This window comes from Janthinobacterium sp. GMG2 (assembly GCF_033949445.1).
In the GTDB taxonomy this organism is placed as follows: Bacteria; Pseudomonadota; Gammaproteobacteria; order Burkholderiales; family Burkholderiaceae_D; genus Janthinobacterium; species Janthinobacterium aestuarii.
The window spans coordinates 311309-331866 of the sequence record NZ_JAXAWA010000004.1; the positions used below are offsets into that span (position 1 = coordinate 311309).

The 20558-nt window shown below is 64.3% G+C and carries 21 protein-coding genes; 9 read left to right on the forward strand and 12 right to left on the reverse strand.

Annotated elements, in window-relative coordinates; translation table 11 throughout:
- Positions 1-22: 22 nt before the first annotated feature.
- Positions 23-1144, forward strand: coding sequence for an acyltransferase family protein (locus SKZ59_RS17130; protein ID WP_319992428.1), 1122 nt, complete (start codon positions 23-25; stop codon positions 1142-1144).
- Here SKZ59_RS17130 and SKZ59_RS17135 read toward each other — a convergent pair.
- From SKZ59_RS17135 to SKZ59_RS17185, 11 genes are all read right to left on the reverse strand, one after another.
- Positions 1141-2343, reverse strand: a complete 1203-nt coding sequence (locus tag SKZ59_RS17135; RefSeq protein WP_319992429.1) for a DUF5009 domain-containing protein — start codon at positions 2341-2343, stop codon at positions 1141-1143. The two genes, SKZ59_RS17130 and SKZ59_RS17135, sit on opposite strands and share 4 nt — an antisense overlap.
- 80 nt (positions 2344-2423) lie before the next feature.
- Positions 2424-3731: a hypothetical protein gene (locus SKZ59_RS17140; protein WP_319992430.1), complete on the reverse strand. Its 1308-nt coding sequence runs from the start codon at positions 3729-3731 to the stop codon at positions 2424-2426.
- A 160-nt stretch (positions 3732-3891) separates the two neighbouring features.
- Positions 3892-5025, reverse strand: coding sequence for a sn-glycerol-3-phosphate ABC transporter ATP-binding protein UgpC (locus SKZ59_RS17145; protein ID WP_319992431.1), 1134 nt, complete (start codon positions 5023-5025; stop codon positions 3892-3894).
- Positions 5026-5039: 14 nt separating this feature from the next.
- A complete protein-coding gene (locus SKZ59_RS17150; RefSeq protein ID WP_319992432.1) occupies positions 5040-6368 on the reverse strand; it encodes an MFS transporter in 1329 nt (442 codons plus the stop codon).
- A gap of 26 nt (positions 6369-6394) precedes the next feature.
- Complete coding sequence (locus SKZ59_RS17155; protein WP_319992433.1) at positions 6395-7243, reverse strand: carbohydrate ABC transporter permease; 849 nt, start codon at positions 7241-7243, stop codon at positions 6395-6397.
- 12 nt (positions 7244-7255) lie between these two features.
- Positions 7256-8125, reverse strand: coding sequence for a sugar ABC transporter permease (locus tag SKZ59_RS17160; RefSeq protein WP_319992434.1), 870 nt, complete (start codon positions 8123-8125; stop codon positions 7256-7258).
- 7 nt (positions 8126-8132) lie between these two features.
- Positions 8133-9392: an ABC transporter substrate-binding protein gene (locus SKZ59_RS17165; RefSeq protein WP_319992435.1), complete on the reverse strand. Its 1260-nt coding sequence runs from the start codon at positions 9390-9392 to the stop codon at positions 8133-8135.
- 132 nt (positions 9393-9524) lie between these two features.
- The gene (locus tag SKZ59_RS17170) at positions 9525-10538 is read right to left on the reverse strand and encodes an SIS domain-containing protein (RefSeq protein ID WP_034759831.1); all 1014 of its coding nucleotides are present in this window, start codon (positions 10536-10538) and stop codon (positions 9525-9527) included.
- Positions 10528-11640, reverse strand: coding sequence for an N-acetylglucosamine-6-phosphate deacetylase (nagA, locus tag SKZ59_RS17175; protein WP_319992436.1), 1113 nt, complete (start codon positions 11638-11640; stop codon positions 10528-10530). The genes SKZ59_RS17170 and nagA overlap by 11 nt, the downstream gene beginning before the upstream one ends.
- Positions 11637-12371, reverse strand: a complete 735-nt coding sequence (locus SKZ59_RS17180; protein WP_319992437.1) for a GntR family transcriptional regulator — start codon at positions 12369-12371, stop codon at positions 11637-11639. Before SKZ59_RS17180 ends, nagA begins: the two co-directional genes overlap by 4 nt.
- Before the next feature lie 2 nt (positions 12372-12373).
- Positions 12374-13246: a BadF/BadG/BcrA/BcrD ATPase family protein gene (locus SKZ59_RS17185; RefSeq protein ID WP_319992438.1), complete on the reverse strand. Its 873-nt coding sequence runs from the start codon at positions 13244-13246 to the stop codon at positions 12374-12376.
- A gap of 348 nt (positions 13247-13594) precedes the next feature.
- On the opposite strand from SKZ59_RS17185, the gene SKZ59_RS17190 reads away from it, so the two are divergent.
- Positions 13595-13882, forward strand: coding sequence for a hypothetical protein (locus SKZ59_RS17190; RefSeq protein WP_034759823.1), 288 nt, complete (start codon positions 13595-13597; stop codon positions 13880-13882).
- Between the two features lie 51 nt (positions 13883-13933).
- On the opposite strand, the gene SKZ59_RS17195 is transcribed toward SKZ59_RS17190, so the two are convergent.
- Positions 13934-14212, reverse strand: a complete 279-nt coding sequence (locus SKZ59_RS17195; protein WP_139143410.1) for a hypothetical protein — start codon at positions 14210-14212, stop codon at positions 13934-13936.
- Positions 14213-14626: 414 nt separating this feature from the next.
- Between SKZ59_RS17195 and SKZ59_RS17200 the strand changes: the two genes are divergently transcribed.
- From SKZ59_RS17200 to SKZ59_RS17230, 7 genes are all read left to right on the forward strand, one after another.
- Positions 14627-15151, forward strand: a complete 525-nt coding sequence (locus tag SKZ59_RS17200; RefSeq protein ID WP_070303680.1) for a hypothetical protein — start codon at positions 14627-14629, stop codon at positions 15149-15151.
- Positions 15152-15202: 51 nt separating this feature from the next.
- Positions 15203-16846 (forward strand): ExeA family protein, encoded by a 1644-nt coding sequence (locus SKZ59_RS17205; protein ID WP_319992439.1) that lies wholly within the window; start codon positions 15203-15205, stop codon positions 16844-16846.
- 1 nt (position 16847) lies between these two features.
- Positions 16848-17516 (forward strand): general secretion pathway protein GspB, encoded by a 669-nt coding sequence (locus SKZ59_RS17210; RefSeq protein WP_319992440.1) that lies wholly within the window; start codon positions 16848-16850, stop codon positions 17514-17516.
- A 100-nt stretch (positions 17517-17616) separates the two neighbouring features.
- Positions 17617-19089 carry an alkaline phosphatase family protein gene (locus SKZ59_RS17215; RefSeq protein WP_319992441.1) on the forward strand — a complete coding sequence of 491 codons (1473 nt, stop codon included), beginning with the start codon at positions 17617-17619 and terminating at the stop codon, positions 19087-19089.
- A gap of 94 nt (positions 19090-19183) precedes the next feature.
- Positions 19184-19720 carry a molybdopterin-guanine dinucleotide biosynthesis protein B gene (mobB, locus tag SKZ59_RS17220; RefSeq protein ID WP_058051167.1) on the forward strand — a complete coding sequence of 179 codons (537 nt, stop codon included), beginning with the start codon at positions 19184-19186 and terminating at the stop codon, positions 19718-19720.
- 57 nt (positions 19721-19777) lie between these two features.
- Positions 19778-19978: a YjfB family protein gene (locus SKZ59_RS17225; protein ID WP_034781856.1), complete on the forward strand. Its 201-nt coding sequence runs from the start codon at positions 19778-19780 to the stop codon at positions 19976-19978.
- 265 nt (positions 19979-20243) lie between these two features.
- Positions 20244-20546 (forward strand): DUF2282 domain-containing protein, encoded by a 303-nt coding sequence (locus tag SKZ59_RS17230; protein ID WP_070303676.1) that lies wholly within the window; start codon positions 20244-20246, stop codon positions 20544-20546.
- Positions 20547-20558 lie beyond the last annotated feature (12 nt).

The window sequence follows — 20558 nt, forward strand, 5'->3', positions numbered from 1 at the left end:
TATCTTTTGGAACTGTTTGACCATGACTATTGCTTCCCAACGCTACCTCGCCCTCGACGTTCTGCGCGGCCTGACCGTCGCCCTAATGATCGTCGTCAATACCCCTGGCGACTGGGGCAGCGTGTATGCGCCGTTTCTGCATGCCGAATGGCATGGCTTTACGCTCACGGACTTCGTCTTTCCCAGCTTTCTGTTTGTCGTCGGCAATGCGCTGGCCTTTGCGCTGAGGAAATATGAACACCTCGGCCATGGCGCCGTGCTGGCCAAGCTGTGCAAGCGCAGTGCGCTGATCTTTTTGCTGGGCTTCCTGTTGTACTGGTTTCCCTTCTTCAAGATCGACGATGCGGGCCAGTTCGCCTGGTCGCCGCTGTCGCACACGCGCATTCCCGGCGTGCTGCAGCGTATCGCCGTGTGCTACCTGGCCGCCGCCCTGGTCCTCCATTACTGGAAGACGCGGGGCGCGCTCGTCTTCAGCGCCTGCGCCTTGCTCGGCTACTGGGCCATCCTCGCGACGTGGGGCGACTACAGCTTGCACGGCAACGCGCCGGCCAAGCTCGATCTGATCTTGCTGGGCGACAGCCATCTGTACCACGGAGAAGGCATCGCCTTCGATCCGGAAGGTATCCTCGGCACCTTGCCATCGATTGTCAATGTGATTGCCGGCTACCTGGCGGGCAGTTTCCTGCGCCAGACGGCGCCGGCGCAGCTGCGTGCGGCGCTGTATCGGCTGGTGGTGGCCGGCGTCATTTGCGTGGCCGTGGCCCTGTGCTGGAATGAGGTGTTCCCGATCAACAAGAAGCTGTGGACCAGCTCTTACGTGATGCTCGGTATCGGCCTGGACTTGCTGCTGCTGGCGCTGCTGATGTTCGTCATCGACGTGCGCAAGATCACGGGCTGGACCTACTTTTTTGAAGTCTTCGGCAAGAACACGCTGTTCATCTACCTCGTGTCGGAAGTGCTGGTGATCATCGCGTTTACCGTGCGCACCGGTGGCGGCAACCTGTACCAGTGGCTGTATCAGCACTGGTTTACGGGCTGGGCGCCGGCGCGCGTGGGCTCCTTGCTGTTTGCCGTCAGCTTCATGCTGCTGTGCTGGCTGATCGCCTACGCCATGGACAAGCGCAAGATCTACATCAAGGTCTAGAATTTCAATTTCAGGCCGTAGCGCGTGGCCATGGCCGTCAACAGCAGCATCAGGGCGGTGACGGCGGCCGCATTCCACAGGCCGGCCGCGCCGCCCGTTGCCAGATACGGCCACCAGACGGGCGGCAAGTGCAGCACGGCCGCCAGTTGCTGCCACAGGTCGGGCACGATGTAGGCGAACAGGGCATTGGTGCCGGCGGGCAAGAGCACCACGGCCCAGGCGCGCCAGCGCCACACGTCGATGACGACATAAAACACGAGGAACAGGGCCAGGATGAGGGCGCTGCACACGAGCGTGTAGGATTCCGTCGCCGCGATCTTGTTGATATGGTGATACGGCCGCAGCAGCATGCCGGCCGCCAGCAGGCCCAGCGCGAACCACGCCATGAAACGGATGCGCTGCCCATGGCTCAAGGCGGCGCCGCGCAGGAACAGCTGGCCCACCAGGGTGCCGGCCAGTACGTTGGCCGCCGTCGAACCGAGCACTTGCGGCACGTTGACGAAAGCGTTGATGCCTGCCGGCAGGAAATCGAGGCTGCCCGCCGTGCCGCCCATGTACAGCACGAGCAGCAGGGAAAATACGCCCATCAGTGCCGTGCCGCTACCCCGGCACGCCAGGTACAGCAGGCTGCACAGCAAATAGGACCAGCCTATCATGCCGAGGATGCCCCACCACGACGGTTGCAGCCAGGTGCTGGAAAATTCCGCGTTCAGTTCGCCGCGAAACGTCGCCAGCAGGACCAGCATCAGCACGCCGCCGGCGGCCAGCTCCAGCTTGCCCGCGCCCTGGCGCCACAGCAGTATCATCGCCACATAAAACAGCAGGAAGTACATGGCGTGCGGCAGCGGCGCCGCCTGCGCATCATAGCGGTAGGCGTTGGCCAGCACGACGCCGGCCAGCATCAGGCTGGCGGAACGCCACAGCAGGCGTCCCAGCAAGGCTGGCGTGACGTGGCCGCAATGGCGCTGCAAGGCCAGCGGTATGGCCATGCCGACCATGAACAGAAAACCGGGAAAGACCAGGTCGGGTAGTGTGATGCCGTCGGCGCGGGGGCCTGCATGCTCGAGCCACCAGGCAATGCCGGGCATGCCGGCCAGGTAGTTGACCCAGATCATGATGACGATCACGCAGCCGCGGAAGGCATCTAGGCTGGTCAATCGTTCGGCGGCGGTGGCAGTGGCGACAGTGGCTGGCGGCATGGAAGGAGGGCAAAGGTCGAAAAAAAAGCAGCCCCGGCGTGAGCCGGGAACTGCCTTGCGCATGCTGGCGGGAGCGGGAATTACTGTGCCGCTGCTGCCGGTGCCACCGCTGCCGTGGCAGGACGGTTCAGCCACAGGATCCAGTAGCGGGCCAGATCTCCCACGCCGTCGCCGCCCTTGACCGTTTCCAGTACCTTGATGGCGTCATCTTTCTTGCCAGCCATGGCGTAGGAATAACCGAGGCGCAGCTTGGCATCTTCTGGACGCTTCAGGCCGCCCTTGGCGATGCCTTTCTCGATCAGGTCGATACCTTTGTCGAACTGGTCCATCGTGACGAAGGCGTAACCGAGGTTGATCAAGCCCGTGCCATCCTTGCTCTTCATGGCCGACGCTTCGCCGCTGGCGATGCTTTTCGCATCATCGGCGGCAGCCTTGTTGGCCTGGTCGCGCAGTTTCTTGTGTTTGGCGGCATTCGCGCCCGTGCCCAGCACGCCTTTGGCAAAGCCCGCGTCGAGGACTTTTTTCGCTTCCGTCGGGAAGGCGTTCTGCAAGGCGATTTCAGCCATGTCGCTGTAATCTTGCGGCGGCATGGTGCCCACGGCCTTGAATTGCAGGCGCAGCACGTCGAGCGCGAAGCGGTCGGAATAGCCGGCCTTGCCTTGCGTGCGGCTCAGCAGATCGCTCCAGTAGTCATCGGACGGGTAGTAGCGCACCAGGTTTTCCATGGCGACCAGGTAGGTGGCTGGATCCTTGCTTTTCGAACCCGTGTTGGCCAGCAATTGCAGTTCTTCGATGGTCGGCGTCTTGCCCGCTTGCTGCTTGGCCGTCAGGTCGGCCATCAATTCCTGTTTCGCGCGCGCGAAATCATTGCTGAAGTAGTAGGCGCGGATGATGTAGGGACGCATGGTGGTCGCGTCGCCTGTTTCCGTTTGGTAACGGGTGAACCACTTGATGGCGTTCGGATAATCCTTGGCATTGTAGTGGTAGTTGGCCAGTGCCTGGATGAAGTCGCCCTGGGCTTTCTTGTCCAGCTTGCCCGATTCGATGACTGCTTCCAGTGCCGTCATGGCCATAGGCGCATTGTTGGTGGTCGAGGCCAGCGCCACGCGCAGGCGGTTCAGCACGAACGTTTCATACGGCGTCAGGGCCGGAATGGCGGCAGCCTGGTCGATGCGGCTTTGCACGTCGGCGTAGTTTTTCGCATCCATCGATGCCTTCACGGCAACCGGATCGAGCAGCTTGAACACTTCAGGACGTACCGAATCGGCCGGAGCGGCAGCAGCGGCGGCGGCTGGCTTGGCATCCTGCGCGTGCGACAGGGATGGCAGGACATTGAGGCCGATGGCGGCCAGGAGCAGGCTAAGGCGTGCAAGACGGAATTGGGACATGGTCAATCCTTCAATCAATAACAAAAATACGCACCGGCGCTGGCAGCCGCAACATCGTGCAGTGGCATTGCCAGAGGGGCAAGGAAGCTCGAAAAAAACACATTCTGCCAGTCTGTCTGCATAAGTCAAACAGAAGCGGCATGATACAAAGCGGCTATTGTCACATAAACGGCTGAGCGGGTGCGGCAAACGTGCGCGCCAGGGCTTGCCCATTTGCATCGAACAGCAGGCAGCGCTGGGGCGGCAGATGCAGGCGCATGGCGTCGCCCGCGTGGCGCAAGCCATCCTCGGCCGGCAGCTTGACCGCCAGCATCTCGTTTGCGCCCGGTATGCTGGCGTAAACGATGGCCACGTCGCCCAGGTATTCGACATGGCTGACGGCCGCGTCGACGACGTTGTTGTCCGTATCGGCACCGTGCTGCAGGCTGACATGCTCGGCGCGCACGCCCAGGGTCAGCTGGTCACCCGGCGCCACGCCATCGCCCTGTGCTTCGACGTCGATGACGGCGCCGCCGGGCAGGCGCACGGCCACGGAACCGGGGCCGCAGGCGACAGCCTCGCAAGCGATGAAGTTCATCTTCGGCGCGCCGAGGAAGCCTGCCACGAACAGGTTGCCGGGATTGTTATACAGCTCGTGCGGACTGCCCACCTGCTCGATGCGCCCGCCGTTGAAGACGACGATGCGCTCGCCCAGGGTCATGGCCTCGACCTGGTCGTGCGTGACGTAGATCATGGTCGTCTTCAGTTCCTGGTGCAGGCGCGAGATTTCCACGCGCATCTGCACGCGCAACGATGCATCGAGGTTCGACAGCGGTTCGTCGAAGAGAAAAACCTTGGGTTTGCGCACGATGGCGCGGCCGATGGCCACGCGCTGGCGCTGGCCGCCAGACAGGTCTTTCGGCTTGCGTTTCAACAGCGGCGTGATCTGCAGGATCTCGGCCGCGCGCTCGACGGCGGCGCGCACATCGGCCTTTTTATGTCCGGCCAGGGAGAGGGCGAAGGCCATGTTCTCGTACACCGTCATGTGCGGGTACAGGGCGTAGCTCTGGAAGACCATGGCCAGGCCCCGCTCGGCCGGCGCGATATCGTTGGCCAGCCGGCCGCCGATATGCAGTTCGCCGTCCGTGATGTCTTCCAGCCCCGCGATCATGCGCAGCAGCGTCGATTTGCCACAGCCGGACGGTCCCACGAAGACGACGAATTCGCCGTCGCGGATATCGAGGTCGATGCCGTGGATGACGGGATGCTTGTCGTCGTACAGCTTGACGATATTTTTCAATGCGATATGTGCCATGAAGTGCTTCTGTCCTAGCTTGCGCTGGCCGGCGCGGACGTGGCGCCGGCGTCAGATGGGTCGGAGGTATCCTTCGGGCCGATGCGCATGAAGCGCGACAGGATCAATACGGGCACGGCCGACACCAGCACCCACAGGAAGAAAGTCTTGTAGCCGAGCGCCGTCTGGATGTCGCCGCTGATCATCTTGAACAGCACGGAACCCAGCTGCATCACGCCGGTGGCGAACGCATAGTGGGCCGTCTGGTATTTGCCGACCGAGACGACCTGCATCATGAACAGGATCAGGCCGACGAAGCCGAAGCCATAGCCGAACATCTCCACGCTGAGCGCGGCCGTGATCAGGGTCAGGTCGGTCGGCATGCTGTGGCTCAGGTAGTAGAACACCAGGTTCGGCAAGTTCATGGCGAGGATCAGGAAGAACATGGCGCGCTTGAGGCCCAGCCACGACGTGAAGTAGCCGCCGCCGATGCTGCCCAGCAAAAAGGCGACGGTGCCGGCCGTGCCGTACACGGCGCCCACTTCCGTCGTCGACAGGCCCAGCCCTCCAAGCTCGCGCGCTTCGCGCAGAAACAGCGGGCCGATGGTCTGCACTTGCGCCTCGCCCGCGCGGAACAGGATGATGAAGGCGATCATGCCCCAGATGCCGGGCTTTTTCAGGAAGTCCACCAGCACGTCCCACAGGGTACGGCTGATGCCTGCCACGCTCTTGTCTGCCACGGCCGCGTTGCGCACCTGCGGCAGGGCCCACAGGTGGTAGGCGGCCAGCGACAGCATCATCGCGCCGATGATCAGGAAGATCACCGACCAGGCGGGCTTGACGCCGATTTTCTTCTCGAGGTAACCGGCCAGGATCACCAGGCCGCCCAGCGAGATGAATTTGCCCGCATTGAAAAAGGCGCCTTGCCAGCCCGCGTAGGCCGCCTGCTGCTTGTCCGACAGGCTGGCGATATACAGGCCATCGCAGACGATGTCGTGCGTGGACGAGGCCAGCGCGGCAACGAACAGCACGGCGATGCAGGCGGCGAACCACAGCGGCGTTTGCAGGGCCAGCGCGATCAGGCCCAGGCTCAGGCCGCCAAGGAACTGGAACAGCACCACCATGGTCTTCTTGCTCGACGTCAGCTCCAGGAAGGGGCTCCACAGCGACTTGAAGACCCAGGCAAAGCCGATCAGGCCCGTCCAGCGGGCGATCTGGTCGTTCGGCACGCCCATGCTCTTGAACATCAGGCCGGCCACCAGGGCCACGGCGTAGAACGGCAAGCCCTGGGCGAAGTACAGGGTGGGCACCCAGGAAATCGGGCTGCGAGCTTTTTTGCTGATGCTGATGCGCTGGTCGTGCATGGAGGCTTCCTTATCGAGAGACGTTTTCATTTGACTGCGCCGTCCATGCCGCGCATGAAGAAGCGTTGGGTAAACAGGAAGGCGAGCAGGGTCGGCACGATGGTGATCAGGGTGCCGGCCGCGATCACGCGCGTGCTGCTGCCGAAGGTGCCGCGCAAGTACAGCACGCCCACCGACAGGGGAAATTCATCGGGCTTGCTCATGACGATGGAGGGCCAAATGTATTCATTCCACGATTCGACGGCCGTCAGGATGCCGACGGTGGCCAGCCATGGCGTGATCAGGGGCAGCATGATGCGGCTGAAGATGACCCACTCGGACGCGCCATCGACACGCGCCGCGTCGATCAGGTCTTGCGGCACTTCCTCGAACGCCTGCTTGAGCAGCAAGATGGCCACGGCCGTCACCACGTTGGGCAGGATCACGCCCGTGTAGGTATCGACCAGGCTCATTTGCGTGATGGTGATGAAGTTGACGAGGAAGTTGACCTCGGACGGCAGCACCAGGGTAGCCAGGATCAGGCCGAACACGAGTTTGCGGCCGCGGAATTTCAGGCGCGCCAGCGGATACGCGGCCAATGAACACAGCAGCAGTTTCCAGAACACGGTGAATACGGCGATCAGCACGGAGTTCTTGAAGAACGACCAGATCGGGATCGCCTTGAACACCTCGATGAAGTTGTCGAATGACGGCGCCTTCGGCCAGAAGGTGGGCGGGAAGGCGAAGATATTGCCTTCCGTGGAAATGGCCGTCACCAGGGTCCACCAGAACGGGAAGATGCAGACGACGGCGATCGCGCACAGCACGGCGTAGTGGCCCGTGTATTGGCCAATGAGCTGCAGGCGCGTTTTCAGGGGGCGGGAGCGGTTTGTCATGGTCATTCCCTGTTAGCGGTGCTTCGGTTTCAGATAGCGCAGGCACAGCAGGGCGATGGCTATGCAGAACAGCGAGACGACGAAGCTGGCCGCCAGCGCGCGCGGCAGTTTCAAGTGTTTGAGGCCCTGGTCATACGCGTAGTACAGCGCCGTGAAGGTGGAATTCATCGGTCCGCCCTGGGTCAGCACGTCGACTTCCTGGTACGCCTTCAGGGCCGCCAGCACGGACAGGATGGAACACAGCATGATGGTGGGGCGCAGCATCGGCACGGTGATCTTCCAGAAGCGCTGCCAGCGGTTGGCGCCATCGAGCATGGCCGCTTCCTGCATGTCCGACGGTATCGATTGCAGGGCCGCCAGATACATCACCATATACCAGCCCAGGCCGCGCCACAGGGTGACGAACATGACGGCAAACAGGGCCAGGCTGTCGTTCGTCAGCCAGCCCACGGGCGCGTTTACGAGCTTTAACGTCATCATCACGTAGTTGAGCGCGCCCTGTTCATGGAACATGAAGCCCCACATGATGCCGACCACGGAAACGGTGGTCACCACGGGCACGTAGAAGGCGGCGCGGAACAGGCGGATGCCGGGCAGGCGGTTGTTGACCAGCACGGCCAGCACGATGGCGCCCACCTGCACGAAGGGCACCATCAGCAAAAACATCAGCGAATTTTTCAAGCCCGAGACGAACATCTCGTTGTTGAAGATGTAGCGGAAATTGTCCAGGCCGACGAAGCGCGTCTCGCGTATCAGGCTGTAGTCGGTAAACGCCAGCACGGAGCCGTAGCCGACGGGCCAGAAGGAAAAGGCGGCCAGCAGCAGCAGGGCGGGAGTCAGGAACAGCCAGGCTTGCACGGTGTGGCGGTGGGCGAGTTTCATGGTGTCCTTAGTGGCGCGGCAGGGTGGCCAGCTTGCGGTTCCAGATGGCGACGGCCTGGTCCAGCGCCTGCTTGACGTCCTGCTTGCCCGTGACCCCGGCTTCGACGGCTTTCACGAGCGAGCGGCGCAACTCGTCGTAGTCGTCGATGCCGGCCACGTACAGGGTGCGCGAGTGGCCCATCGACAGGGCGCCGGCGGCCACCGCTTTTTCAGCCGCGCCCGCGTTTGCTGGCGTGGCGAGGAAGAACGGATCGGCCGCCGCTTTCACCGTGGTGGGAAAGACGCTGGCCTGGCGCGCGAAGGCCAGCTGGTTCTCGTCGTTCGTCAGGAAGCGCGCGAACTTGCCGACCGACGGCAGCTGGCGTGCCGGCACGCCTTTCGGAATGGCGAAGTGCACGAGCCAGCCGCCATCGGCGATGCCGGTGGGGCCCAGCGGTGCGGGCGCCACGTCGGTGATGGCGTAGATGTCTTTCGCATCGCCGCGGATGCGCTGCATGGCCGTCGGCGGCGCCAGCAGCATGCCCAGGCGGCCGCCCTTGTAGGCGTCGATCACGGCCGGGAAATTGTCTTCGGCGAACAAGCCTTCCTTCAGCAGGCCGCCGACCTTGTAGGTGTCGGCCAGTTTCTGCACCAGCGCCACGTGCTGCGGCGAATTGAAGACGGCGCGGTTGTCGGTGATGACGGCCAGGCCCTGCTGCATGAACAGGCCGTCGATCTTGGACAAGGCGGGCGCGATGCCGGCCTTGCCCGTGCGTTGCGCGATCTGGCGCGCGTACGCCAGCTGTTCATCGAGGCTGGAGGGGCCGCGCGTGAGGCCCGCCTGCTTGAAGATGGCGGTATTGAAGGCGATCACCGCGACATTGCTGTACATGGGAAAACCATAGGTGCGGCCCTTGAAGCGCAAGTCGTCCAGGGCGCTGGGAATGTAGCTGGCGCGCGCTTCCCCGATCAGACCATCGACGGGTGTGAGCAAGCCGTCGCGCGCAAATTCGTCGGCCCAGGGCACGTTCAGGCTGACCAGCGCGGGCGGCGTGCCGGCCACGATGCGCGTGACCAGCTTGGTCTGGATGATGTCCCACGGAAAGTCGATCCATTCGATCTTGACGCCGGGATTCTGCGCCTCATAGCGCGCCACCACCGCATTGAAATACGGCGTGAACTTGGGCTTCATGCTGAAGGTCCAGAATTCGATTTTCTCGGCAGCCCATGCCTGCGGCGCGAGCAGGCCCGCGCAGGCAACAACCGCCAACAGTCTCTTGATCGTCATTTTTATCCTGGAGCGTGGTGCTCCAATGTCCATGAGTCCGCGGCGCGGGTACATGCCCTTGCCGTCGCTTATATTCGGGTACTTCTGACGGCAGCCGCGCCCCGTGCCGGGGGCGTAGCTGCCGGGTAGTGCCTAGTTGGTCTTGGTGACCTTGCTCAAGTGACGCGGCGCATCCGGATCCATGCCGCGCGCGGCCGACAGTTTCGCCGCCATCACGTAGAAGGACTGGATGGCGACGATCGGGTCGAGGTCCGGCGTGGCCGCCACGGGCAGGGTCAGGTCGCGCTCGGCCACGTCGGCGGGCGCCGCCAGCAAGACCTTGGCGCCGCGGCCGCGCATCTCTGTGGCCAGCTGCAGCAGGCCGGCCTGGGTTGGGCCGCGCGTGGCGAAAATCAGCAGCGGGTAGCCGTCTTCGATCAGGGCCATCGGGCCGTGCTTGATTTCGGCGCCGCTGAACGCTTCCGCCTGCAGGGCCGACGTTTCCTTGAATTTCAGGGCCGACTCCAGCGCCACAGGGAAGCTGATGCCGCGTCCGACGACCATGATGTTGCGGGCCGGGGCCAGCACGTCGATCGCTGGCGACCAGTCGACGCGGGTCGCTTCAAGCAGCGCCTCGGGCAGCGCTTCCAGGCCGCCCAGCAGCTCGGGATCGTTCTGCCACTGTGCCACCATGCGCGCACCGGCGACCAGGCTGGTAATAAAACTCTTGGTGGCGGCGACGCTCTGTTCCTTGCCGGCGCGCAGGGGCATGGCCCATTCGGCGGCGTGCGCCAGCGGCGAATCGATGTCGTTGACGAGGGCCACGGTGGTGGCGCCGCCGTCGCGGAAGTAGCGGATCGGCTCGACCACGTCCGGGCTCTGGCCTGATTGCGAGATCGAGATGGCCAAGGTGTCGCGCGTCACCAGCGGCGACTTGTTCAGGGTGACCAGCGACATCGGCAACGATGCGACGACGCGGCCCAGGCGCGCCATGATCAGGTAGGCGACGTAGTTGCAGGCGTGGTCCGAGCTGCCGCGCGCGATGGTCAGCGCGGTCGAGAACGAGGTGCTCCTCAATTTGCGGCCCAGTTCCGCGTAGCGTTCCGTGTCGCTGGCCAGTTGCAGGGCGACGCATTCGGCGGCGGAAATGGCTTCTTTAAGCATCATTGAGGTCACAGATTTCTCCTTCTATATACACAGCTTTGAGTTTGAGATCGCGATCGAGTACCACCAGATCGGCGTAAGTACCGGGGGCCAGCCGGCCGCGTTCTTCCAGGCCCAGGTAATCGGCGGCGTTGGTCGACACGCGCTTGGACGCGTCGGCCAGGTCCAGTCCCAGTCCCACCAGGTTGCGCAGCGCCTGGTCCAGGGTCAAGGTGCTGCCCGCCAAGGTGCCGTCGGGCAGGCGCACGCCGCCCATGCATTTCTGCACGGCGTGGCGGCCCAGCATGTATTCGCCGTCCGGCATGCCGGTGGCGGCGGTCGAATCGGTGACGCAGTACAGGCGCGGGATGGCGCGCAGGGCTACCTTGATGGCGCCTGGATGCACGTGCAGCAGGTCGGGGATCAGTTCCGCGTATTCGGCGTGCGCCAGGGCGGCGCCGACCATGCCCGGCTCGCGGTGGTGCAGGCCGCTCATGGCGTTGAACAGATGCGTGAAGCCCATGGCGCCGTGTTCCAGCGCGGCCACGCCGTCTTCGTACGAACCGAGCGTGTGGCCGATCTGCACGCGCACGCCGGCGTCGGCCAGGGCGCGCACCAGGTCCAGGTGGCCGGCGATTTCCGGCGCCACGGTGATGACGCGCAGCTTGGCCAAGGTTTGCAGGCGTTCGATTTCAGCCAGGGTGGCGGCGCGCGCGAAGTTCGGCTGCGCACCGAGCTTGCCCGAATTGATGTACGGGCCTTCCAGGTGGGCGCCCAGCACGCGCGCCGTGTTCGGGCGGCGGTGGTTGGCGGCGATGCCGATGGCGCTCAAGGCCATGTCGATATCTTCCGGCGGCGCCGTCATGGTGGTGGCCAGCAGGCTGGTGGTGCCGTGGCGCGCGTGGATGGCCGCGATGGTGTAGACGGCTTCGCCGCCTTCCATGATGTCCTTGCCGGCGCCGCCATGCACGTGCAGGTCGATAAAGCCGGGCAGAATATAGTCGTCGCTGTTGTTCGACGGGTGGAGGGAGTTGCCCTCGATGCTGTCGACGCGCTCGCCGAAGGCGATGGCGCCGTGGATCCAGCCGCCGGGGGTAAGGATATTGCCTTTGATAGTGCTGCTCATCTGCGCGACTCCGCTACGAATTCATAATAATCACTGCGGCAATACGAGTGGGTCAGTTCCACCGCTGCGCCGTTGTCGAGATAACTGACACGGGTGATGTGCAGCATGGCTTCACCCGTCTTGATATTGGCCAGCTTGGCCTGTTCCGCCGTCGCGTTGACGGCGCGGATATGCTGCAGCGCGCGCATCGGGATGGTGCCGCGCGACTCCAGGTAGCCGTACAGCGAATCGGTCACCTGCTGCGGGTCCGGCATGTACACGGCGGGGATGGTGGTCGTTTCGATCGCCATCACCACTTCGTCAGCCGTGCGCAGGCGGCGCAAGCGCGCCACCGGCATGTGCGGCGACAGTCCCAGCGACAGCAGTTCCAGCGGCGCGGCCGAGCCGATGTCGCGCTGCAGCCAGCGCGAGCCGGCCGTAAAGCCCCGCTGGCGCAATTCTTCCGAAAAGCTCGTCAGGCGCGACAGCGGCTGTTCCAGCTTGGGCGTGATGTAGGTGCCCGAGCCGCGCTTGCGCGTCAGCATGCCCCGGTCGCACAGCATGTCGATGGCCTTGCGCGCCGTGACGCGCGAGATTTCCAGGATATCCGACAGCACGCGCTCGGAAGGCAAGGCCTGGTTGGCGCGCCAGTCTCCGCTGGCGATGCCGTCCGACAGCATGTTCGCCAGCTGCATGTAGAGCGGCGTGTCGCTGGCCGGATTGGGTTTGAAGGTGGACAGTTTGGCCAGCATGGTCATTGCTCCTGCAAGTGCTTGCGTATCAGGCGCAGACCGCCTGCGGCCGAGTCGCCCTGTGCCGGCACGACCAGTTTCAACAGTTCCGCCGGCAGGTAGTCGGACAAGGGCGCCGCCAGGCCGCCGCACAGGGCCACGGGCAAGGCGCCGGCCGGGTCGAGCGCCCTGGCGATCAGCGCGATCTGCCGGCCTGCGTCGACCAGGATGGTGCGCGCCACGGCATTGCTGACCGCGTGTTCAAGCACCAGCCGTGCCAGTTGCGCGAAATTGGTCTGGCTGGCGGCGGCCAGCCACACTTGCATGGCGTCGCGCTGGCCGCCGCAGGCGTCGATGACGGCCGTGGCGAAGGCGCTGCCGGGCACGCGGCCGTCGACCACTTGCTGCGCGTGGTTGATGGCGCGCATGCCGATCCAGGCGCCGCCCGCCTCGTCGCCGGAGGGGAAGCCCCAGCCGCCCACTTCGTGGCGGCTGCCGTCCGCGTGCAGCACTTCGCCCACGCTGCCGGTGCCGATGGCAACGATGGCGCCCGGCTGGCCCGCATGCGCGCCCAGCAGGGTGGTCAGGGCATCCGATTCCAGCGCCACCAAGGCGTAGCCGGGATTGTGTTCGACGAAGCTGGCGGCCCACTGCTTGTTGTGCACGCCGGCCAGGCCCAGGCCGATGGCCATGCGCTGCAATGACGGTTGTTCCAGGCCGGCCGTGCGGAAGGCCACGGTGACGGCATGCGCCACGGAGCTCCAGGCCCGTTCGATGCCCAGCCCCAGGCCGGAGGGGCCGCTTTGTCCCTGTGCCAGCTCGTGGCCGTCGAGGCGCGCCAGGCGTACGCGGGTACCGCTTCCCCCGCCGTCGACGCCGATTATGTATTCGATCATATTGTGCAGTCCCGCGTTTGGTTGAGTGCGCCTGTCTCGGTTCTTTTATTTGTCGGGCGGCGAAAAAGCTGAAGGCACTATATTGTCGCCCCGAGGGCTTGTCAACAGGTATTTAAGTGGTATTAATAATTGCGTTGCGCGGCGTCGCGCCATGCCCGAGGGATTGATTGCAAGTATTTGTTAATAAAGGATTTTTTGTGGATGCCGAATGGTATTGAAATTGGCCTTGTTTAATGCCAATTTTTTGCAACTGGTCTGTTGTTGGGCGTGTGATATTGCTTGTATGCATGCTTGGCAAGGGACGCCATGAAGAGTAAAGTCCGCCTTTTACACCTGAGTTGGAAGAGCATGATGAACGACAAGGCAGCAAAGAGCGAGTACTGGGACGACTGGCAGCAAGAGGCGCTGGCCGCTGGCGTGTCGGCGCCGCTGGCTGCGCTGGGCATGGAAATGATGCGCACGCACCGCAAGAACCGCTGGCCGAAGGATTTCCTGGGCCGCGAAAGCGATGGCCCGGTCATGATCGAAATGTGCCTGGAAGATGAAGCGGAAACGGAATTGTTCTTTATCGAGAACCTGTATCCCTACGATGCGGCGCTGATCGAAAAGACGCGCCGCCGTCTGTGCCTGCACTGATCGTGCGCTGACGCGTGACTGGAACGGCCGCCTTGCGCGGCCGTTTTCACGTCAGGTGCTGAATTTTTCGCTGCTGGTGGTGCTGCTGGCGCGCATGCGCAGGCTCAGCAGCACGATGGTGACCAGCAGCAGCGAATGCGTTCCCGGTTCATGCGACGCGGGGACGCGCAGGCTGGCGTCCGGCGAATGGAAACTGGCCAGGCGCGTGGCCAGGGTGGGGGGTGTCGCCTGGTAGGCGGCCATCTGAACCGGCGGCGTCTCTGCCGCCTGCGTGTTGCCAGCGGCCCAGAGCGTCAAGGCCGCGCCCAGCAAGATCATTGTTCTCATCATATTGTCTGTTTCCGCCGAGGGCTGTAAATCGATTACACATGGTCGTGCCGTATGCCGGCCATGTCCTGTCCCCAGTTTGTATGCTTGTTTCCGTGCTGGTCACGCCGCACCGAAATGATATCTATTTATAAAGTTCGTGTATTAAAACATAATAAAATAAAAATGCAAACGTCTTTTTGCAAATAAGCGCATGCGCTGCCCGTGCTTGCCGGGCGGGATCTATTGCATGGGGGAAATGACGTGGCATTTTCATGGGGGAGTGTCATAATGGCCCAGGCATTTCCGCCCAGGCATGGAGTAGATAATGAGCAAGGCACAGGACAGCAAGAAAGAAGCCAAGAAGGAACCGGCCAAGACCATGAAGGAAAAGAAGGAAGCCAAGAAGGTCAAGAAAGAAGAGCGCAAGCGCTGATCATGCGCGTGCGCCGTTCATCGATGCGCCCGTGGCGTGCGCCGGCCCTGCTGGCGGCGTTCGCCCTGCTGGCCTGCGGCGTGCCCGTGTCCGGCGTGCTGGCGCAGCAAAAGCCGCCGCCGTCCACGTTCGGGCAAGTGGTGGGCAATGCCGTGCTGTGCATCGACCAGATCGACAACAAGGCCTTCTATGCGTATCTGCTGACGGCCTTCGGCCCCGCCTACAAGCATGAAGGGGGCGCCTACTGGTTCCGCACGGACGCCACCTTGTGGGGCGCGCCGATTACCGACGTGATCGTCAGCGACGACACCAGTCCCCTCGTCTTCATGGGCGTGGTGGCGGACTCGACACCGGAAAAGCTGGAGCCGGCCATCCGCGGCGTCTCGGGCCTGCGCTTCAATAAACTCGACAATTCCGCCTTTCCTGTCCGTGGTTCCGTGCCTGGCAGTAAAATCGTCTACTTCCGCAGCAAGGCGAAAGTCTATTGCGCCAAATACAAGCCGTTGCCGCCCGCCCGCACCCGATGAGGGTATAGGCTTGCCGCTGCGCATTTTGATCGTTTCATCCGCAGGGTCTCCATGTACACGCATTATTTTCAGCTCAAGCAATCGCCGTTTTCGATCGCCCCCGATCCGCGCTACCTGTTCATGAGCGAACGCCACCGCGAAGCGCTGGCGCATTTGCTGTATGGCGTGGGCAGCGGCGGTGGCTTTGTGTTGCTGACGGGCGAAATCGGCGCCGGCAAGACCACCGTGTGCCGCTGCTTCATGGAGCAGATTCCGGAAAACTGCCAGCTCGCGTATATCTTCAATCCGAAACTGTCCGTCGAGGAATTGCTGCTGTCGATCTGCGAGGAATTCCGCATCGCCCTGGCGCCCGGCGTGGCCAGCGTGAAAGGCTATGTCGACGCCATCAATGCGCACCTGCTGGCCAGCCATGCGCAGGGCAAGAACAATGTGCTGATCATCGATGAAGCGCAAAACCTGTCCGCCGCCGTGCTGGAACAGTTGCGTTTGCTGACGAACCTGGAGACGAGCGAGCGCAAGTTGCTGCAGATCATCCTCATCGGCCAGCCGGAATTGCGCGCCATGCTGGCCCGGCCGGAACTCGAGCAGCTGGCGCAGCGCGTGATCGCCCGCTATCACCTCGGTTCGCTGACTGCGGACGAGACGGCAAGCTACATCCGCCACCGGCTGGCCGTGGCCGGCTGCACGGCGCAGACGCCGTTCGCGCCGCGGCTGATGGCGCACATTCACGCCATGAGCCACGGCGTGCCGCGCCGCATCAACCTGCTGTGCGACCGCGCGCTGCTGGGCGCCTACGTGGAAAACCAGCCGCAAGTGACGCGCCAGATATTGCGCCGCGCCGCCGAGGAAGTGTTCGCGGAAGAGGGCAAGCCGGCTGCCGGACGGGGCTTGCGCTGGCCGCAGGTGGCGGGCGGCGTGCTGGCCGGGGCCGTGGTCTCGGCCGCGCTGGCCTGGCATTTCATGCCGCGCCCGTCCGCCGTGCCTGTTGCGCCTGCGGTGGCCGCCGTTGTGCCGGCCGCCTCCGCCGTGGCGGCCGCCGCCGCATCCACGCCCGCGCCCGCCAAGGTGCCGGACCGCAACGCCGTGCTGCGCCAGCTGGCCGCCCTGTGGGGCGAGCAGTTGCCGGCCGGCGATGCCTGCCAGGCGGGCGCCCGCGCCGGCCTGCGCTGCCTGCACAGCCGGGGCGGTATCGCCGAGTTGCGCGTGCTGGACCGACCCGCCATGCTGGCCTTGCGCGATGCGGATGGTGCGGAACAGCTGGCGCTGCTCACGCGCGTGCAGGACGGGAGCGCTACCTTGATGCTCGATGGCAAGCAGCAAAGCCTGCCGCTGGCCCAGCTGGCCCAGCTGGCGCAGCGCAGCGATGGCAGTTTCACGACCTTCTGGCGCGCCCCGCGCGGTTGGCGCGACGAAGTGCCGCTGGGCGCCCGCGGCGCCGACGTGGACTGGCTGGCGCAGCGCCTGGCACAACAGCGAGGCTTGCCGGCGCCGGCCGCCAATCTGCCGCTCGATGCCGAGATGCAAGGCCAGTTGCGCGCATTCCAGCAAAGCCAGAACCTGCGGGCCGATGGCCTGGCGGGCCCGAAAACGTATATACGCCTGATGCAGCTCGGTGACAACGCGGAGCCGCGCCTGAGCAGCGCAGCTCCTGCCGTGGCAGCGCCCGCTGCGACGGCGATGGTGGCGGGGAAATAAGATGTCCTACATACTTGAAGCACTGAAAAAATCGCAAGCCGAGCGCCAGCTGGGCGAGTTGCCGTCGATCCACGCACCGCAAGTGCAGCTGCACGATGGCGCAGCATCGGGCGCGGCGAGCCGCGTGCCCGTCTGGCTGGCGCTGGGTGGCGTGGCGGTGGCCGTGGCTGCCGCACTGCTGTTGTGGCAGCCTTGGCAGGTGGCGGCCACGGCGCCTGCCGTGCTGGCCCAGGCCGTGCCAGCGCCGGTGCCGGCAGCAGTCCCGCCCGCAGTCCCTGCGCCTGCGCCTGTGGCTGTGCCCGTGCCCGTGCCCGTGCCGCCGGCGGCCGTCGCCGCGCCAGTGCAGCATGCCAGGCCCGTGGCGGAACCGAAGCAAGAGCCGCCAGTCCCCGCTCCGGCGCCGGCCGTGCCCGTCCCTGCGGCGGCGCCATCGGCCGAAGAGACCGTGCCCGGCATGCGCGACTTGCCCGAGCCGATACAGCGGCAAATCCCCCCGGTCGCCATCGGCGGCTATATCTATTCGAAGAATCCGGCCGACCGCCTGCTGCTGATCGACAAGGTCCTGCGCCACGAAGGCGAGGAACTGGCGCCGGGCCTGGTGCTGGAAAAATTGCAGCCGAAGGCGGCCATCTTCAGTTTCAAGGGCTACCGCTACCGTGTGCCGTATTGAATTGTTGTGCATCAAGGCCGGGTAGCAGTAGCTGAACCATACTGGCCTGGCCTGGTCGAACCAGGGTCGCTGCGACCGTGTGCGTGGCCGGGGAGTTCCGATGATTGCTGCCGCAGCGGGTGAGGGTGCTTTTGATGCGCATGGCTTGGGAAACCTGGCGCGCATCGACCATATCGTCGTGCTGATGATGGAGAACCGATCGTTCGATCACATGCTCGGCTACCTGAGCCTGGAAGGCGGGCGTGCCGACATCGACGGCTTGCAGGCCGGCCATGCCAACGTGCATGCGGGCGTGAGCTACCCCGTGCACCATTTGCGGCGCACGGCGTTTGGCCCGCAGCAAGACCCGTCGCATACGGGCATGTCGGTGGCGCAGCAATTGCAGAACAATAATGGCGGCTTTGTCGACGACTATGCGCAAACGCATCCGGGCGACCCCGACATCGACCTGGTGATGGGCTATTACAATGCATCCGACTTACCCATGTACGATTTCCTGGCGCAGCAGTTCTGCGTCTGCGACCGCTGCTACAGCTCCGTTCCGGGCGCCACCTGGCCCAACCGCCTGTATGCGATCAGCGGCAAGGCTGCCGGCAGCCGCGACAGTAAGCGCGTGCCCCTGTATACGAACAAATCCTTCGTGCGCCACCTGGACCGCGCCCAGGTCAGCTGGAAATTTTATTCCGCCTGGAAACCCTGGAGCCTGGCGCTGACGGACGACCATTACCGTTCGTCCGAGCTGTACGAGCCGTTTGGTTCCAGCGCGCGCCGCTATGGTTTCATCGGCGATGCGCTGGCGGGCGCCTTGCCCTCGGTCAGCTGGATCGATCCGCATTTTTTTGAGAATGACGACCACCCGCCGGCCGATATCCGCGCCGGCCAGGCGCTGGTGGCGCAGGTCTACCAGGCCCTGTCGCGCGGGCCGGCCTGGGCGCGCACCTTGCTCATCCTCAGCTATGACGAGCACGGCGGCTTTTTCGACCATGTGCCGCCTGGTCCCGCCATCGACGACGATCCCGCGTTTCGTCAGTACGGCGTGCGCGTGCCCATGCTGCTCGTGTCGCCGCTGATCGCGCCGGGCAGCGTCAGCCACGAGGTGGTCGACCACACGTCGATCATCAAAACCATCCTGCAGCGCTTTTGCCGCGCCGCCGATGGCGGCTTGCCCCAGATGGGCGCGCGCGTGGCGGCCGCCAGCGGCCTGGGCGCCGTGCTGACCCTGGCGCAAGCGCGCGCGGCGCCTGCCGTGCCCGCTGCTGTGCTGGCACAGCGCGCCGCATGGGAAGCGGATGCGCGGGCGCAGGATTTTGCGCCGCTGGCGCCCGCTTGCCAGCCTGACGGCGAAGTGGCCGCCGCTGCCGCCGTGCCGTTCCAGTCCGATGCCGAGGCGGGCGCGATCGCCGCCCACCGGCAATTGGCGCGCACGGCCAGGAATGCGCAGGCGGGAAATAGTAAAACGGCGAGTAAAACGGCAGGCGCGACAGTGCCGAAGCCGGCGGGCAGGCGCCGGCGGCAGGGCGGCACACCGGCGCCCGCCAGTGCCGGGAATGGCGGAAAACCCGGAACCGCTTGACTTGGGTGGTGACTTGGGCAATGCGCGGTGCCTGCGCCGGCGGTCGCGCCCGTGGGGCTGCGTATAATCACTCCTTCTCAAACAAGGAGTGACCATGCACGATGCGATGCCCGCCCACCCGGTACTCGGTGTGATCGGCCGTTCCGGTAGCGGCAAGACGACCCTGCTGGAATTTGTGGTGAAGGAACTGGCGGCGCGCGGCTTGCGCGTCAACCTGGTCAAGCACAGCCACCATGACCTGGCGCTGGAACCGCCGCAAAAGGACAGTGCCCGCCTGCGCATGGCGGGGGCGGCGGAAGTGCTGGTGGCGTCGCCGTACCGTTTTGCCATCGTGCATGAGCTGCGCGGCGCGCCCGAGCCGAGCCTGGCGCAGCAATTGGCCCGCATGGGGCCGGCAGACTTGACCCTGGTCGAGGGTTTCAAGACGGATCCCATCCCCAAGCTGGAAGTGTTCCGCCCGGAAGTGGGGCAGGCGCCCCTGTATCCGCATGACCCGCATGTGATCGCCGTCGCCTCCGACAGTCCGGCGCCGGCCGACCTGCGCGAGGGCGTGCAATGGCTGGACTTGAATGCGCGCGAGCACGTGCTGGCCTGGTTGCTGCTGCAGTTGGAAAATAAGCTGGAAAAATAAGCTAAAGGTTTGCCGGCGGCATCCGTTAACAAGGGTAGAACCTCATTGGAGAAACGTATGGACGTCGGAAGCATTGCTCAACTGTCAACCACGATGGCGGAGACAGGCACGCGGCAAGCCGTTGGCTTGACTGTCCTGAAAAAAGCCCAGGATATCCAAAGCTCGACTGCCACTGCCTTGCTGGCAGCGCTGCCACCGGTACAGTCGGCGCCGAGCCTGCCGGCTCACCTCGGCAACCGCATCAATACGACTGCCTGAGCGCAGTCCGGCGGCGCCAGCCTGGCGCTCGCGCTATCTACGCCCACACCACCGTCATCGACGGTGGCGAGTGGGCGTTTTTGTCTGTCTTCCTTCCGCCTTCCTTCCCACCGCTGCCAGCTTGACTGATTGAACATGGTTCGCCATGGCACGGCCGATTCAGTAGAATGACGTCCATCACCTCGCGTTGCCCATCGTGCAGCCAGGGGCGTGCCGTGACTGAATGATTACTTATCGATTACTTTGACCCAGCAAGAGGATTTCCATGAATAAACGTCAAGCTCTCATCGCCGCTGCCCTCGCGGGCATCTGTGCCGGCGCCACCATCAACGCGGCCGCGCACGACGGTCCCGCCCCTGGCGACAAGGAAAAATGCTATGGCGTGGCCAAGGCGGGGCAGAACGATTGCGCCTCGTCCGATGGCGCGCATTCCTGCGCAGGCCAGGCCGAGGCGGACAATCTGCCTACCGAATGGACCTATGTTGCCAAGGGCACGTGCGAACAGGCGGGCGGCTCCGTCAAGCCCATCAAGGCCGGCAAGGCTGCAAAGCCGGCCACGCAGCCGTAAGCACCCGCCGCA

What these genes read in the sequence shown, in the direction of transcription:
- SKZ59_RS17230 (WP_070303676.1), top strand. Translation starts at nt 20,244, where the DNA reads ATGAATAAACGTCAAGCTCTCATCGCCGCTGCCCTCGCGGGCATCTGT.
- SKZ59_RS17140 (WP_319992430.1), bottom strand. Translation starts at nt 3,731, where the DNA reads ATGTCCCAATTCCGTCTTGCACGCCTTAGCCTGCTCCTGGCCGCCATC.
- SKZ59_RS17190 (WP_034759823.1), top strand. Translation starts at nt 13,595, where the DNA reads ATGATGAACGACAAGGCAGCAAAGAGCGAGTACTGGGACGACTGGCAG.
- SKZ59_RS17170 (WP_034759831.1), bottom strand. Translation starts at nt 10,538, where the DNA reads ATGATGCTTAAAGAAGCCATTTCCGCCGCCGAATGCGTCGCCCTGCAA.
- SKZ59_RS17180 (WP_319992437.1), bottom strand. Translation starts at nt 12,371, where the DNA reads ATGCTGGCCAAACTGTCCACCTTCAAACCCAATCCGGCCAGCGACACG.
- mobB (WP_058051167.1), top strand. Translation starts at nt 19,184, where the DNA reads ATGCACGATGCGATGCCCGCCCACCCGGTACTCGGTGTGATCGGCCGT.
- SKZ59_RS17200 (WP_070303680.1), top strand. Translation starts at nt 14,627, where the DNA reads ATGCGCGTGCGCCGTTCATCGATGCGCCCGTGGCGTGCGCCGGCCCTG.
- SKZ59_RS17160 (WP_319992434.1), bottom strand. Translation starts at nt 8,125, where the DNA reads ATGAAACTCGCCCACCGCCACACCGTGCAAGCCTGGCTGTTCCTGACT.
- SKZ59_RS17185 (WP_319992438.1), bottom strand. Translation starts at nt 13,246, where the DNA reads ATGATCGAATACATAATCGGCGTCGACGGCGGGGGAAGCGGTACCCGC.
- SKZ59_RS17195 (WP_139143410.1), bottom strand. Translation starts at nt 14,212, where the DNA reads ATGATGAGAACAATGATCTTGCTGGGCGCGGCCTTGACGCTCTGGGCC.
- SKZ59_RS17150 (WP_319992432.1), bottom strand. Translation starts at nt 6,368, where the DNA reads ATGCACGACCAGCGCATCAGCATCAGCAAAAAAGCTCGCAGCCCGATT.
- SKZ59_RS17145 (WP_319992431.1), bottom strand. Translation starts at nt 5,025, where the DNA reads ATGGCACATATCGCATTGAAAAATATCGTCAAGCTGTACGACGACAAG.
- SKZ59_RS17215 (WP_319992441.1), top strand. Translation starts at nt 17,617, where the DNA reads ATGATTGCTGCCGCAGCGGGTGAGGGTGCTTTTGATGCGCATGGCTTG.
- nagA (WP_319992436.1), bottom strand. Translation starts at nt 11,640, where the DNA reads ATGAGCAGCACTATCAAAGGCAATATCCTTACCCCCGGCGGCTGGATC.
- SKZ59_RS17205 (WP_319992439.1), top strand. Translation starts at nt 15,203, where the DNA reads ATGTACACGCATTATTTTCAGCTCAAGCAATCGCCGTTTTCGATCGCC.
- SKZ59_RS17225 (WP_034781856.1), top strand. Translation starts at nt 19,778, where the DNA reads ATGGACGTCGGAAGCATTGCTCAACTGTCAACCACGATGGCGGAGACA.
- SKZ59_RS17135 (WP_319992429.1), bottom strand. Translation starts at nt 2,343, where the DNA reads ATGCCGCCAGCCACTGTCGCCACTGCCACCGCCGCCGAACGATTGACC.
- SKZ59_RS17130 (WP_319992428.1), top strand. Translation starts at nt 23, where the DNA reads ATGACTATTGCTTCCCAACGCTACCTCGCCCTCGACGTTCTGCGCGGC.
- SKZ59_RS17155 (WP_319992433.1), bottom strand. Translation starts at nt 7,243, where the DNA reads ATGACAAACCGCTCCCGCCCCCTGAAAACGCGCCTGCAGCTCATTGGC.
- SKZ59_RS17210 (WP_319992440.1), top strand. Translation starts at nt 16,848, where the DNA reads ATGTCCTACATACTTGAAGCACTGAAAAAATCGCAAGCCGAGCGCCAG.
- SKZ59_RS17165 (WP_319992435.1), bottom strand. Translation starts at nt 9,392, where the DNA reads ATGACGATCAAGAGACTGTTGGCGGTTGTTGCCTGCGCGGGCCTGCTC.